This window comes from Pseudarthrobacter ribosi (genome assembly GCF_055412865.1).
Genome location: NZ_JBVAYZ010000021.1, coordinates 1 through 13,126, shown reverse-complemented (window position 1 = coordinate 13,126; position 13,126 = coordinate 1). Strand labels below are relative to the sequence as shown.

Below are 13,126 nucleotides of genomic sequence, written 5' to 3'. Positions count from 1 at the left end.
CTGCCGGCGGCGGTGCAGCCGCACAGCCGCGAGGAGCCGGCAGACGGAACCCGCAGCTCCGGGCTGCTAGACCTGACTGCCGCGGCCCGGGGCGGCGTCGCAGCGGCGGCCGCCCGGGCGGCGCACTGGCCCTGGTGGGTCCAGGTGGGCGCCCTCTATGTCGCCGCCCGGTTCATCAGTGTCTGCATTTTCATGGCCGCGGCCCTGCACCAGGGCGTGAACCCCTGGTTTCCCGCGAAGCCGGACTATTGGTCCTTCGTCAATATCTGGGACGCCCGCTGGTACGGCGAGATCCTCCTGAACGGCTATCCGGATGTCCTTCCGACTGACGGTGCCGGGAACGTCCAGGAGAACGCCTGGGCGTTCTATGCCCTCTTTCCGGTGCTGGGCCGCGTGGTCGCCGCGGTGACCGGACTGCACCCGGCGTTCAGCCTGACGCTGATCGCTATGGCGTGCGGGCTCGGCGCGGCGCTGGTCATCTACCGGCTGTTCCGGCACAAGGCATCGCACCGGAGCGCGCTCTGGGGAACGGTGTTCGTTTCCACCTTTCCGGTGTCCCCGGTGCTCCAGGTGCCCTACGCCGAGGCGCTGAACCTGCTCCTGCTGGCCTCTGCCCTGCTGCTGGTGGTGACACGCCGTTACCTGTGGGCCCTGCCCGTCGTTGTGCTGATGTGCCTGTCGCGGCCGACCGGCGTGCCGTTCGCGGCGATGGCGGGGCTGCTGTTCCTCTACCGGGGGTGGCAGGCCTACTCGGCGTCCCGCCGCACGGCACGCGGGGTAGGCCCGGACCCGGCGGCGGGCGGTGTGCCGCACACCGTCGTGCCGCAGACCGGAACCCAGCTCTGGTCCCTCGCCGGTCTGACGGCGGTCAGCGGACTGGGGGCCCTGATGTGGCCGGGGATCGCCTGGGCTGTCACCGGGGATATCGAGGCCTACACCAAGACCGAAACGGTCTGGCGCGGCCACGACCTTGTGCCGTTCAAGCCCTGGTTCGACACCGGCGTCCTGCTCTTCGGGCCGGTGCTGGGGCTGCTGGCACCGTTCGTGTTCGTTGCCCTGTTCGCCTTGCTCCTGCTGAGCCGTCCGGTGCGGGCGCTGGGCCCGGAACTGCGGCTGTGGTGTGCCTGCTACATAGGCTACCTGCTGCTTTTCCTGCACCCGCAGACGAGTACTTTCCGGATGCTGCTTCCGCTGTTCCCGCTGGCCCTTGCCGCGGCCCTCATCTCCCGGTCCCGCGCGTACCGCGGCACGGTGGTGGTCATGTTCGTGCTGCTGCAGATTGTCTGGATCGTGTGGCTGTGGGCCTGGGCTCCGCTGCCCGGCGGCGGGGACTATCCGCCGTGACGCACGGCACCTTTGGCGGCTGCCGGCCCGGCGCGACGCGGCGAGCCGGAAAGTCCAACGATTAGCTACAGCCGCGTTGTTACGCGATAATAGTTGGTAAGCAAGGACAAGAAGCAAACTGAGTTTATGGCCCTGATGGCATCCATCACGGCCGCCGGGCAGCTTGATTGACTAAGCGGACGCAGCCCGGTCGGGCTGCTATGTCACTGGACTAATGGAGGGGATATTCCTTATGGCGGCAATGAAACCACGCACCGGCGACGGCCCGATGGAAGTTACCAAAGAAGGACGCAGCTTGATCATGCGTGTTCCGCTCGAAGGCGGCGGACGGCTCGTGGTCGAACTCAATTCCGCCGAAGCTGCCAACCTGAAGGAATGCCTCGTCGGCGTTACCGAATAGCGTCACCGAACTCATGACAGCGGGCGGGGTACGCAGCCGGATGGCTGCGGACCCCGCCCGCTTTCGCTGTCCTGCGGCGGAGTTGCCCGCCGCCCTCGACCGTGAGTTCCAGTCGGCTACTTCTTGACGGCGACCAGCAGGCCGTCGCCGGTGGGCAGCATCGCCGAGGCGAGGCGGTCGTCGTCGCGGATGGCCCTGCCCACCTGGCGCAGGATCACGGTGGTGGCGTCCCGTGCGGCCGGGTTGGCGACGCGGTCCTTGTCCAGCGCATCGTTGACGATCAGCAGCCCGCCGGACTTGAGCAGGCGGATGGCCTGCTCCACGTAGCCGGGGTAGTTCGGCTTGTCGGCGTCGATGAAGACCAGGTCGTAGGCGGCGTCGGTCAGCCGGGGGAGGACGTCGCGGGCCCGGCCGGAAATGGTCCGCGTGCGGTTGGCCGGGCTGCCGGCTTCCTGGAACGCTTCCCGTGCGGCTTTGAGGTGTTCGACGTCGACGTCGATGGTGGTCAGTACGGCCTGCCGACCCAGGCCGCGCAGGATGCAGACGCCGGAGACGCCCGCGCCGGTGCCGATTTCGACAGCTGTCTGGGCTTTTGAGGCGGCGGCCAGGACGGTCAGGACGGCTCCCACGCCCGGGCCGACGGGGGTGACGCCCAGTTCGAAGGACCGTTCGCGCGCGTGCAACAGGACCTCATCCTCGGCAGGCAGATCTTCTGCGTAGGACCAGCTCGTGGACTTATCGGCGCTCATGGATTTCGCTTTCTGGGCGGCAGGGGGGATTGTTCCCTCCAGCGTACTGTGTCAGGTGGTATCCCGCCGGGAGGCGCCCCCGCTGCGGCGGTCACACTGCGGCCCCGGCGGCCGGTTCTGCCGTGGGCGGAAGGCCCGCCGGCGTCAGGTAATTCCCAGCTTGATTTGAAATGATGGATATCCGCTCATCCGCGAGGTGATCGGCGCCGAATCAAAGGATGCAGGAGCTTGCAGCCGCAAGCACCGTCCACGGCGTAAGCACCATCCACGAGGGGAGCGGACAATGTCGATAGTGGCAGCTGTCCCTGCAACTGAAGAGTCCCAGCCCGCGGCAGAGGCCGAGTGGGTCCGGCCCACCTGGGAGGAAGTGGTGACCAACCACTCCGCGAAGGTGTACCGCCTCGCGTACCGGCTCACCGGCAACAAGTACGACGCCGAGGACCTCACCCAGGAAGTGTTCGTCCGCGTCTTCCGTTCGCTGGAGAACTTCAAGCCGGGAACGCTCGATGGGTGGCTGCACCGGATCACCACCAACCTCTTTTTGGACCAGGCGCGGCGCAAGAGCCGGATCCGCTTCGACGCACTGGCCGACGACGCCGAATCCCGTTTGCCTGGACGCGAACCCGGGCCCGAGCAGAGCTTCGAGTTCAACAACCTGGACGTCGACGTGCAGGCCGCCCTGGAAGAACTTCCCCCGGATTTCCGCGCCGCCGTCGTCCTCTGCGACCTTGAAGGCCTGTCCTACGACGAGGTCGCCGAGGCGCTGGGCATCAAGCTCGGCACGGTCCGCTCCAGGATCCACCGCGGCCGGACCATGCTGCGGGAGAAGCTCGCACACCGCGACCCGCGGCCGCCGGCCGCCAAGGCCTCGCTGAAGCCGCGGCTGAAGATGCCGCGCATCGCCGGTCTCCTCTGACCCAGGCAATGCGTCTGCTGAAACGACTGCTCCGGGGCCCGCACGAACGGCGGCCCCGGCATCTGGACTCGTGCGCGGAATGCCGGCTTCGGCAGCGCCGGGAACGCCAGTACCTGGAGCGGCTGCGCGGTGCCGAAGTGCCCGTGGCCAGCGATGACCTCACCGCACGGCTGCTGGCACGCACCGCGGATCTGGCCCGCGATGAACCCCTAGCCGCCCTGCCGGTCGCCGGCGGGCTCCGCCCGGCCCGCGGTTTCCGTCCTGCCCTTCGGGCAGCGGTGCTCGTCGCCGGGAGCGCGGCAGCCGCCACCGCGCTGCTCGGCGGATCGGCCTACCTGATGGGCGGGGACCGCGTCCCGACGGCCGCCGGAGCACCCGCCCCCGTCTTTCTGCAGCGCGACCTTGCCGCCTCCGGGGCTGCTGCCGCCGTCGACGCCGGGCCCGGGGCGCCGACAGGGTGGAGCCTCACCGGCGAACCCGATTTCACCCCGGCCGGAGCACTCACGGACGAACAGCTCGCTTCCCTGCGCTCCGAGGGCTGGACCTGCCCCGAGCTGCGCGAACTCGGATACCACCTCGTCTGGGCAAGGGCCGGGGTGCTCGCCGGCGGCGACATCCTGGAACTGCGCCTCACCGACGGCCGGAGTTTCGCGACCGTCCTGGAACAGCACAGCGGCGCGCCGGACAGCGACGCCCAGGAGAGCGGCGCGCCCGGGCACTCCGGCAGCCCGCAAACCGCCCCGCCGGCACCGGTCAACGTGCTCACGGGCCGCCTGGCGACGTCGGACGGCTTCACCGCCGCAGCGGTTCCGGCAGTGTCTCACGCTGCGGGCGGCGGTGCCGGGGCCGGGCGCGGGACGCTGTGGGTCCACCATGCCCCACCCTTCGCCGCGATCTACCAGGCGGGCGACATCACCTTCACGTACGTCTCGGACCAGCCGGCCGAGCAGGCCGACGACGGCGTGGCCGCCCTCGTGCGGGCCCGTGCCGCGGCAGCGGGGCCGGCCGGCCCCGGCGGATCCGGGCAGGTCGAGACAGCCGACGGCACCGGGAGCGATTTCGCCGCGCGGCTGGAGCGCGGACTGGGCAGGATTATGGAGCTGCTGGCCCCGTGACGGGCCGATGCCGGCCCGAGGTGAGAGCTCGTGCCCATGGGCTGCTCCGCAATGGGCGCGAAATCTCACCTCGGCGGCGGCGCCGGCCACGGGTATGAGCCCTGTGTCACGGCCGAATCGTCCCAGTCCCGATTGAGAGGGTAATCTTCCTACAGTGCTTGGAATCAATGGACCGGAATTCTTACTTCTGCTGATCATCGGCCTTCTGGTGATTGGTCCCAGCAGGCTGCCCGAATACACCCAGAAACTTGCCAACATCGTCAAGGAAGTCCGCCGGATGGCGTCAGGCGCGCGGGAGCAGATCAAGGAAGAAGTCGGCATCGATATCGATGAAGTCGACTGGAAGAAGTACGACCCCCGGCAGTACGATCCGCGCCGGATCATCAAGGAAGCGCTGCTGGACGACGACATCAAGCCGGTCAGCGCCGGTGCCCCGGCGGTAGCCACCGTGGCGGCGGCCGCCGCGGCGGCCGCGGAACGCCGGCCGGCCCGGATCGTCGAGCGGCTCCCCGACGGCGAGCCGGCACCCTTCGATTCCGAAGCAACCTAACGAGGCTGCAGGCCCAGCGACTTTCCCCTCAGCCCGCGCGGGACCGAGGCGAGCCTCCCGGCGATGTCCAGCAGTGCCACGGCCGCCGGTGTTTCGGGACGGCCCAGCACCAGGGGAATCCCGGCGTCGCCGCCCTCCCGCAGCAGGATGTCCAGCGGAATCTGTCCCAGCAGTGGAACGTCCGTGCCTACTGTGGCGGACAGCCGCTCGGCGAGCACAGCGCCGCCGCCGCTTCCGAACAGTTCCATCCGGCCGCCGTCGGGCATTTCCAGGTACGACATGTTTTCCACGACGCCGGCGACGCTCTGGCCGGTCTGGGTCGCGATGGCGCCCGCCCGCTCGGCCACATCCGCGGCCGCTGTCTGGGGCGTCGTCACGACGAGGATCTGGGCTTTGGGCAGCAGCTGGGCCACGGAGATGGCGATGTCGCCGGTACCGGGCGGAAGGTCCAGGAACAGGGCGTCGAGGTCGCCGAAGTAGACGTCGGTGAGGAACTGCTCCAAGGCGCGGTGCAGCATGGGACCGCGCCACGCAACCGGCTGGTTGCCGGTGACGAACATGCCAATCGAGATGACTTTGACCCCGTACGCCACCGGCGGCAGGATCATGTCATCCACGCGGGTGGGGGTCTGGGTGATCCCCATTAGCGCCGGGACGGAGAAGCCGTAGACGTCCGCGTCCACGATCCCCACGCGCAGCCCCTGGGCGGCCAGCGCACAGGCGAGGTTCACCGTTACGGAGGACTTGCCCACGCCGCCCTTGCCGCTCGCAACGGCGTAGACCTTGGTCAGCGAGCCGGGGGCGTTGAACGGGATCCCGCGCTGCCCGCCGGCGCCGCGCAGCTGCTCCTTGAGCACATCGCGCTGCGCCTGCGTCATCACCTTCAGGTCGACCTCAACGCCGGTGACCCCGGGGATGGCGGACAGCGCCGCCTCACAGTCGGCGGTGATGGTTCCGCGCAGCGGGCAGCCGGCAATCGTCAGCAGCACCCCGACCCGCACCCGGCCGCCGTCGGAAACCTCCACCGCGTCCACCATGCCGAGCTCCGTGATGGGACGCCGGAGCTCCGGATCGATGACGGTGGCGAGGGCGGCATGCACGGCCCCGTCCAGCGGGGAGGCCGCGGGGATGCCCTGGGTGGTGCTGTCCTGGCTGGAGTTCATGCGGTGACGGCTCAGTTCTCGGGGGAAGCGGGGTGCGCCGGTGCACCGGCGTTGTCCGGCCCGGCACCCTGGAGCGTGTCCGGCGCGGTGTCGGGTTTCCTGGCGGGTTTGCGGTCGTTCCTGCCCTCGGACTTGACCCGGGGAATTTGCTGGGTCCGCGGGCCGCGCTGCTTGTCGCGGCGGTCCTTCAGCTTGTCCTTGACCTTGTCCCGCGGCGTCTCGTGGACGCCGGCGGAAGGATCGTGGGTGCGCAGTTCCTCCTGCGCCTCCAGCATGTCCTCAAGCAGGCTGCGCAGTTCGGCCCGGACGTAGTCGCGGGTGGCGACTTCGCGCAGGGCGATCCGCAGCGAGGCGAGCTCCCGGGTCAGGTATTCGGTGTCGGAGAGGTTGCGTTCCGCACGCTGGCGGTCCTGCTGCAGGGAGACACGGTCACGGTCGTCCTGCCGGTTCTGGGCCAGGAGCAGCAGCGGCGCGGCGTAGGAGGCCTGCAGCGAGAGCATCAGGGTCAGCAGGGTGAAGCCGAGGGCCAGGGAGTCGAACTGCCACTCCACCGGGGCGAAGGTGTTCCAGACGAGCCAGAGGACGACAAAGACGGTCATGTAGACCAGGAACTGCGGCGTGCCCATAAAGCGGGCAAAGCCTTCCGTGGTCTGGCCGAAGGCGTCCGGGTTGGGTGAGAACTTCGGCAGGATCCGCTGGCGGCCGCTCAGGGGTGTATCGAGGCTTCCCTTGGCCGATTTGCTGCCCGGCCGGACGTGGGGGTTCCGGGGTGTGCTGTTATCAGCCAATGCGGCCTCCAAGCTTCCTTATCGGGACATCGTCCTCGTGGGCGCGCCAGTCATCGGGCAGCAGATGATCCAGCACATCGTCAACAGTCACCGCCCCCACAAGCCGACCGTCGCTGTTGACGACGGGGAGCGAGTTGAGGTTGTAGGTCGCCAGCGTGCGGGCCACCTCGCTGATGTGGGCTAGGTCTGACACCGGCTCCAGGGTCTTGTCCACCAGGTTGCCCAGCGGCTCGGGCGGCGGGAAGCGCAGCAGCTGCTGGATGTGGACGACGCCGAGGAACCGGCCCGTCGGCGTCTCCAGCGGCGGCCGGGCAATGAAGATCGACGACGCCAGCGCGGGGGAGAGCTCTTCACGGCGGACATGGGCCAGGGCCTCGGCGACGGTGGCTTCCGGGGGCAGGATAACCGGGACCGGGGTCATCAAGCCGCCTGCGGTGTCCTCGTCGTATTCGAGCAGCCGGCGGACGTCTTCGGCGCCTTCGGGTTCCATCAGCTGGAGCAGTTGTTCGGCCTGGGCGCTGGGCAGTTCCGCGAGGAGGTCGGCGGCGTCGTCCGGGTCCATTTCCTCCAGCACGTCCGCGGCACGGTTCACGTCGAGGGCGGAGAGGATCTCCACCTGGTCGTCTTCGGGCATCTCCTGCAGGACGTCGGCGAGGCGTTCGTCCTGCAGTTCGCTGGCGACCTCGAAGCGGCGCTTGTCGCTCATCTCGTGCAGGGCTTCGGCGAAGTCCGCAGGATTGAGGTCCTCGTGGGTCGCGACGAACTGGGTGGCCGCCTGGGGTTCGGTGCGCGCGTCCGGGTGCGCGTCGGCCCAGTCAATGATGAGGGTCTCGTTGCGGCGCAGCCTGCTCAGCGGGGAGAGGGAATGGCCGCGGCGGACGAAGAGCTTGCTGACAAACCAGTCGCCGGAGCGGTGCTTGTCCATCGCGATGTCCTCGATCGTGGCGTCCCCGCTGCCGTCGGCGAGCGTCACACGGCGGTCGAACATCTCGGCCACCACGAGGGTTTCCGCGCCGCGCTGTTCGAAGCGCCGCAGGTTTACCAGCCCGGTGCAGATGATCTGGGTCTGGTCGATCGAAGTGATCCGGGTCATCGGCACGAAAACGCGCTTCTTCCCGGGAACCTCGACGACGATGCCCACCACGTGCGGGGCGCCCCGGGTTCCGCGGGAGAGCACGACGACGTCGCGCAGCCGGCCCAGACGGTCGCCCAGTGGGTCAAAGACGTCCAGTCCGAGGAGGCGCGCGACAAACACCCGCGTATGATTTGTGCTCACCTGTACAGGCTACCGAGTCCGCTCTCTTTTAGCTGAATTTACAGCCGGTGCCCAGCCGGATAGGTAAGAATAGGCGTATGTCAAACATTTTTGGTGCTCCCAGGTCTGGCGCCCCCAACGGCCCGGACGAGGCCCGCAGTGTCCCCAAGGGCGATACGGTCGGTTCCTACAATTCCTACCTGGATGCCCAGAAGGCGGTGGACTACCTCGCGGACCAGCAGTTCCCGGTGCAGATGGTCTCGATTGTCGGCAATGACCTGAAGATGGTGGAGCGGGTCACCGGCAGGCTGACTTACCCCCGGGTTGCCTTGTCGGGTGCACTGAGCGGCATGTGGTTCGGCCTGTTCGTGGGCATCATGCTCTCCTTCTTCTCCACCACGCCGGGGTATTTCTCGATCGTGACCTCCGTGCTCATGGGCGCGGCCTTCTTTATGCTGTTCGGCATCGTCACGTACGCGATGCAGAAGGGCAAACGCGACTTCACGTCCACGAGCCAGGTGGTGGCGACCAACTACGACGTCGTGGTCTCCTTCGAGGCGGCGAACGAGGCACGGCGGCTGCTCCACCAGCTTCCGATGACCCAGCGTGACGCCTCGGCGTCCGCAGGGTCGGCCGGTTACTCCCAGCGCGACTACCAGCACCAGCCGTACCAGCCCGGTCCCGGGCAGGGAGCCCAGGAGCCGGGCCAGCAGGGCAACGCCCCGCAGCGCCCCGCGGCCTGGAACGACCCGTACGGCCAGCGCGCCCCCGACGCCGGCGGCCAGCAGCCCGCTGGACAGCAGCAGCCCGGCCAGGAGCCGGACGCGGGCCAGCAGCCCGCCCACCAGCCGGCAGAGCCTGGCCATACCGCGGCGGAGACGGAAGAGGCGCCCAAGACGGCCGGGTTCGCCTACCCGGACCTGCCGGACGGCCGCCCGCAGTACGGCGTCCGCGTCACCGATACGCCCAAGCAGGGTCCGGATGAGGGCGGTTCGCAGCACTGACCGGCAACGCAGAAGGCCTCCGCCCCGGAGCGATCCGGGCGGAGGCCTTCTGCGTGTCGGCGCCAGTGCGCCAGCGAAGCCGGGCGGGCATGGGCTTTACGCCGCCGGGCGGGCGTGGACTTACGCCGCCGGGCCGTCAGCTTCCTGGTAGATTCCCGCCATCCAGGATTCGACGTCGTCGGCCTTGCGGGGCAGGGCAGCGCTGAGGTTGACCGGGCCGTCTGCGGTCATCAGGATGTCATCCTCGATGCGGACGCCGATTCCGCGGTATTCCTCCGGGATCGCCAGGTCCTCGTCCTTGAAGTACAGCCCGGGTTCGATCGTGAAGACCATGCCGGGGGTGAGGACGCCGTCGAGGTACAGTTCGCGCTTGGCCTGGGCGCAGTCGTGCACGTCGAGGCCGAGGTGGTGGCTGGTGCCGTGCGGCATCCAGCGGCGGTGCTGCTGGCCCTCGGCGCTGATGGCTTCCTCCACGGAGACCGGCAGCAGGCCCCAGGCGGCCAGCCGTTCCGCCAGCACCGTGGTCGCGGCGGTGTGGATGTCGCGGAACCGGGTGCCGGGCTGGGCGGCGGCAAAACCGGCGTCGGCGGCGTCCAGAACAGCCTCGTAGACCTTGCGCTGGACCTCGGAGAAGGTGCCGGTGGCCGGCAGGGTGCGGGTGATGTCCGCGGTGTAGAGCGAATCCGCCTCGACCCCGGCGTCGAGCAGCAGCAGTTCGCCGGCGTTGATCTTGCCGGTGTTCCGGGTCCAGTGCAGCACCGTGGCGTTGTTGCCGGAGGCCGCGATGGTGTCGTAGCCGAGTTCGTTGCCTTCCTCCCGGGCCCGGGCGAAGAACGCGCCTTCGACGACACGCTCGCCGCGCTGGTGGGTGAGTGCCCGCGGCAGGACCCTGACGACTTCCGTGAAGCCCTGCACCGTCGCGGCGACGGCGGTCTTCATCTGCTCAATTTCCCACTCGTCCTTGAGCAGGCGCAGTTCGGAGAGGGCCTCGGAGAGCTTCTCGTCGAGGGCATCCAGGATGCCCAGGTCCAGGTTCTCCGGGTCCTTGGCGGTGTTGTAACGGGCGGTGTCCACGAGCGCGTCGATGTTCTCGTCGACCTTCCGCACCAGCCGGATGGAGATCCCGCCGATTTCCGGGGCGCCCACGTTCTTGGTGATGCCCAGTTCGAGTTCGCTGATGTCCGCGGTGTCCAGGCCCAGACGGGCGTTGAACTCGGCCAGGCTGGGGCGGGCGCCGATCCAGAATTCGCCGGACCGGGAGTCGGCGTAGAACTGCTCGGTGTCGCGGCCGGCCAGCGGGCGGAAGTACAGCGTCGCGTGGTGGTGGCCGCCGTCGTCGCCCTTGCCCGCCTCCACGGGTTCCAGGATGAGCACGGCGTCGGGCTCGTGGTCCAGTCCCAGGCCCGTGAGGTGCGCGAAGCCGGAGTGCGGCCGGAAGCGGTAGTCGCAGTCGTTCGAGCGGACCTTCAGCGGGCCGGCGGGAATGACCAGACGTTCGCCTTTGAACTGCTCTGAGATGGCGCGCCGGCGGGTGGCGGCGTGGCCGGCGACGGCGTCGCGTTCCGGGAGTTGGTCGCTGGACGGGGCCCAGTTGCTGGCCATAAACGCCTTGAAGGCATCGGAGCTGGGCCGCTGGGAGCGGTTGTTGACGCGCTCATCGAGGGGCTGGGAAGCGGAGACTTGGGTGTTATCTGCATCTTTCACCGTCCCATAGTCTCACCAGCGGAGCGGCTTAGGCCAACAGGCTGGCGGCGTCCATCCCGGGCGCCGCGGCGGCGATCTATTAGGCTGGTGAGGTGAGGATTGACCTGCATGCCCACTCGAATGTATCCGACGGCACCCAAGCGCCCGGCGCGGTGATGGCCTCGGCGGCGGAGGCGGGGCTCGACGTCGTCGCCCTGACCGACCATGACTCCACTGACGGCTGGGCGGAGGCCGCCCTCGCCGCGCGCGGGCACGGTGTAGCGCTGGTTCCGGGGATGGAGATTTCCTGCCGGACGATGGAGGGGATTAGCGTGCACCTCCTCAGCTACCTGCACGACCCGGCGCACCCCGGGCTGCTGGAGGAAATCACTAAAGCCAAGGATGCGCGCTTCACCCGGGCCGAGCGGATGGTCAGCCTCCTCGCGGAGGACTATCCGCTGAGCTGGGACGACGTCATCCACCATGTGGCGCCGGGTGCCACCCTGGGCCGGCCGCACATCGCCGACGCACTCGTCGCCGCGGGCGTGGTGGCGGACCGCACCGAGGCATTCGCTTCCATCCTGACCTCGCGCTCACGCTATTACGTGCAGCACTACGCGCCGGACCCGGCATTCGCCGTCGAACTGGTCCGTGCCGCCGGCGGCGTGCCGGTGTTCGCCCACCCGGTGGCGTCCGCCCGCGGACGGATTGTGGGGGAGCGCATCTACCAGGAAATGATCGACGCCGGGCTGGCCGGGCTGGAAATCTACCACCGCGACAATCCCGAGGAGGGCAGGGCGTTCCTGCAAAAACTCGCGGACCGGCACGGGCTGCTGGTCACGGGGTCCTCCGACTACCACGGCGCCGGGAAACCGAACCGGCTGGGCGAGAACCTGACCTCACCGGAAGTGTTTGCCCGGATCGAGGACCAGGGAACCGGAACCCCGGTGGTGCGCTGACAGAGCGGATCCCCTGCGCGGGCCGTTGACCTTGCAGCTTTGGTCCCTACCGAGCCGGAATGGCCGCCACAAGTGATAGCGCAATGGGGCTAACTGGGAAACACCGTGAAGGCGGCGTGCGGGGCGAGCCGCTTGGCCATGACGTCGACGGCCGGCTGGTTCTGGTCCACGCAGACGAACCTGCGGTCGAGCTTCGCGGCCACGGCGCCCAGCGTACCGGAGCCGGCGAAGAAGTCCAGGCACCAGTCACCGGGCCGGCTGGAGGCTGCCACCACGCGGCGGATCAGCCCCTCGGGCTTCTGCGTCGGGTAGCCGGTCTTTTCCTTGCCGGTGGGGGAGACGATGGTGTGCCACCAGACATCGGTGGGCAGCTTGCCGAGCTCCCGTTTCGCCGGAGTCACGAGCCCGGGCGCCATGTAGGGCTCCCGGTCCACTTCGGCGCTGTCGAAGTGGTATTTCGCCGGGTTCTTGACGTACACGAGGATATTGTCGTGCTTCGTGGGCCAGCGGTACTTGGCGCGGGCGCCGTAGTCGTAGGCCCAGATGATCTCGTTCAGGAAGCACTCGCGGCCGAAGATCGCGTCGAGCATCACCTTGGCGTAGTGCACCTCGCGGTAGTCCAGGTGCAGGTAGAGGGTGCCGTCGTCGGCGAGCAGCCGCCAGGCCTCGACGAGGCGCGGTTCCAGGAAGGTCCAGTAGTCGCTGAACGCATCGTCGTACTTGTGCAGCGCGCCCTTGATCGTGTCGTAGGAGCGGCCCTTGAACCCGACCCGGTCGCCGTCGCCGCCGGTGTTGAGCACCATTTTAGTTTCCTGGCGCTTCTGGACCCGGCCGGTGTTAAAGGGCGGATCCACGTAAATGAGTGTGAAGGCGCCGTCCGGCAGCGTCGGGAGGTACGCGGCGTTGTCCGCGTGTACCACCAGGTTGCTGCCGTCCGGCGCCCAGACGGTGTTAGTCATGAGGGGGTTTAGGCCTCGGTGCTGCCTGCCGGAGCCCCGGCCTGTGCCTCGCCGGCAACCACTTCCCCGTTGTGGCGGCGGGTGCGGGTGCGTCGGCGTGCGCGGGTGGCGCGGTCGACCTCGGTCGGCGCGGCCGCGGCGGACCGGGCCGGTGCCTCGGCGGCGGGGCCGGTGCTGGTTTCAGCCTCGGCCGGACGACGGCGGCGGTCGCCGGAGCGTCCGCTGTCCTTGCCGGCGCTGG

The 13,126-nt window shown here is 68.8% G+C and carries 13 protein-coding genes and 1 pseudogene; 7 read left to right on the top strand and 7 right to left on the bottom strand.

Annotated features, from left to right (window positions below; translation table 11 throughout):
* Window positions 1-72: 72 nt before the first annotated feature.
* Both ACZYZ5_RS16920 and ACZYZ5_RS16915 read left to right on the top strand, forming a co-directional pair.
* Window positions 73-1,344, top strand: coding sequence for a putative hexosyltransferase (locus tag ACZYZ5_RS16920; protein WP_463903359.1), 1,272 nt, complete (start codon window positions 73-75; stop codon window positions 1,342-1,344).
* A gap of 232 nt (window positions 1,345-1,576) precedes the next feature.
* Window positions 1,577-1,744, top strand: a complete 168-nt coding sequence (locus ACZYZ5_RS16915) for a DUF3117 domain-containing protein (protein WP_160664543.1) — start codon at window positions 1,577-1,579, stop codon at window positions 1,742-1,744.
* A gap of 116 nt (window positions 1,745-1,860) precedes the next feature.
* On the opposite strand, the gene ACZYZ5_RS16910 is transcribed toward ACZYZ5_RS16915, so the two are convergent.
* On the bottom strand, window positions 1,861-2,493 hold the full coding sequence (locus ACZYZ5_RS16910; protein ID WP_463903277.1) for an O-methyltransferase: 633 nt from the start codon (window positions 2,491-2,493) through the stop codon (window positions 1,861-1,863).
* Between the two features lie 283 nt (window positions 2,494-2,776).
* Between ACZYZ5_RS16910 and sigE the strand changes: the two genes are divergently transcribed.
* The 3 genes from sigE (at window position 2,777) to ACZYZ5_RS16895 (ending at window position 5,074) form a co-directional block, all read left to right on the top strand.
* Complete coding sequence (gene sigE / locus ACZYZ5_RS16905; protein WP_463903275.1) at window positions 2,777-3,409, top strand: RNA polymerase sigma factor SigE; 633 nt, start codon at window positions 2,777-2,779, stop codon at window positions 3,407-3,409.
* Window positions 3,410-3,417: 8 nt separating this feature from the next.
* On the top strand, window positions 3,418-4,524 hold the full coding sequence (locus ACZYZ5_RS16900) for a hypothetical protein (RefSeq protein ID WP_463903274.1): 1,107 nt from the start codon (window positions 3,418-3,420) through the stop codon (window positions 4,522-4,524).
* Between the two features lie 154 nt (window positions 4,525-4,678).
* Window positions 4,679-5,074, top strand: a complete 396-nt coding sequence (locus tag ACZYZ5_RS16895; protein WP_463903273.1) for a twin-arginine translocase TatA/TatE family subunit — start codon at window positions 4,679-4,681, stop codon at window positions 5,072-5,074.
* Here the strand turns inward: ACZYZ5_RS16895 and ACZYZ5_RS16890 are convergent.
* Genes ACZYZ5_RS16890 through ACZYZ5_RS16880 form a run of 3 tightly spaced genes read right to left on the bottom strand, consistent with a single transcriptional unit; the run spans window position 5,071 to window position 8,301 of the window.
* On the bottom strand, window positions 5,071-6,237 hold the full coding sequence (locus ACZYZ5_RS16890) for an Mrp/NBP35 family ATP-binding protein (RefSeq protein WP_463903271.1): 1,167 nt from the start codon (window positions 6,235-6,237) through the stop codon (window positions 5,071-5,073). The genes ACZYZ5_RS16895 and ACZYZ5_RS16890 overlap by 4 nt on opposite strands.
* A gap of 11 nt (window positions 6,238-6,248) precedes the next feature.
* Window positions 6,249-7,025, bottom strand: a complete 777-nt coding sequence (locus ACZYZ5_RS16885) for a DUF1003 domain-containing protein (RefSeq protein ID WP_463903270.1) — start codon at window positions 7,023-7,025, stop codon at window positions 6,249-6,251.
* Window positions 7,018-8,301: a magnesium transporter MgtE N-terminal domain-containing protein gene (locus ACZYZ5_RS16880; RefSeq protein ID WP_463903268.1), complete on the bottom strand. Its 1,284-nt coding sequence runs from the start codon at window positions 8,299-8,301 to the stop codon at window positions 7,018-7,020. Before ACZYZ5_RS16880 ends, ACZYZ5_RS16885 begins: the two co-directional genes overlap by 8 nt.
* A 77-nt stretch (window positions 8,302-8,378) precedes the next feature.
* Between ACZYZ5_RS16880 and ACZYZ5_RS16875 the strand changes: the two genes are divergently transcribed.
* The gene (locus ACZYZ5_RS16875) at window positions 8,379-9,284 is read left to right on the top strand and encodes a YflT domain-containing protein (RefSeq protein ID WP_463903267.1); all 906 of its coding nucleotides are present in this window, start codon (window positions 8,379-8,381) and stop codon (window positions 9,282-9,284) included.
* Window positions 9,285-9,404: 120 nt separating this feature from the next.
* On the opposite strand, the gene ACZYZ5_RS16870 is transcribed toward ACZYZ5_RS16875, so the two are convergent.
* Window positions 9,405-10,988 carry an aminopeptidase P family protein gene (locus ACZYZ5_RS16870; RefSeq protein ID WP_463903266.1) on the bottom strand — a complete coding sequence of 528 codons (1,584 nt, stop codon included), beginning with the start codon at window positions 10,986-10,988 and terminating at the stop codon, window positions 9,405-9,407.
* Window positions 10,989-11,080: 92 nt separating this feature from the next.
* Here ACZYZ5_RS16870 and ACZYZ5_RS16865 point away from each other — a divergent pair, with 92 nt between their 5' ends.
* Window positions 11,081-11,926: a PHP domain-containing protein gene (locus ACZYZ5_RS16865; protein WP_463903265.1), complete on the top strand. Its 846-nt coding sequence runs from the start codon at window positions 11,081-11,083 to the stop codon at window positions 11,924-11,926.
* A gap of 89 nt (window positions 11,927-12,015) precedes the next feature.
* Here the strand turns inward: ACZYZ5_RS16865 and ACZYZ5_RS16860 are convergent, their stop codons facing one another.
* Both ACZYZ5_RS16860 and ACZYZ5_RS16855 read right to left on the bottom strand, forming a co-directional pair.
* Window positions 12,016-12,885 carry a DNA-methyltransferase gene (locus tag ACZYZ5_RS16860; protein ID WP_463903264.1) on the bottom strand — a complete coding sequence of 290 codons (870 nt, stop codon included), beginning with the start codon at window positions 12,883-12,885 and terminating at the stop codon, window positions 12,016-12,018.
* 8 nt (window positions 12,886-12,893) lie between these two features.
* A pseudogene (locus tag ACZYZ5_RS16855) lies at window positions 12,894-13,126 on the bottom strand (DEAD/DEAH box helicase); the annotation flags it as partial.

Bases quoted from the DNA above. Each gene is read 5' to 3' on its own strand.
- ACZYZ5_RS16890 (WP_463903271.1), bottom strand. From the start codon at position 6,237: ATGAACTCCAGCCAGGACAGCACCACCCAGGGCATCCCCGCGGCCTCC.
- ACZYZ5_RS16915 (WP_160664543.1), top strand. From the start codon at position 1,577: ATGGCGGCAATGAAACCACGCACCGGCGACGGCCCGATGGAAGTTACC.
- ACZYZ5_RS16910 (WP_463903277.1), bottom strand. From the start codon at position 2,493: ATGAGCGCCGATAAGTCCACGAGCTGGTCCTACGCAGAAGATCTGCCT.
- ACZYZ5_RS16875 (WP_463903267.1), top strand. From the start codon at position 8,379: ATGTCAAACATTTTTGGTGCTCCCAGGTCTGGCGCCCCCAACGGCCCG.
- ACZYZ5_RS16860 (WP_463903264.1), bottom strand. From the start codon at position 12,885: ATGACTAACACCGTCTGGGCGCCGGACGGCAGCAACCTGGTGGTACAC.
- ACZYZ5_RS16900 (WP_463903274.1), top strand. From the start codon at position 3,418: ATGCGTCTGCTGAAACGACTGCTCCGGGGCCCGCACGAACGGCGGCCC.
- sigE (WP_463903275.1), top strand. From the start codon at position 2,777: ATGTCGATAGTGGCAGCTGTCCCTGCAACTGAAGAGTCCCAGCCCGCG.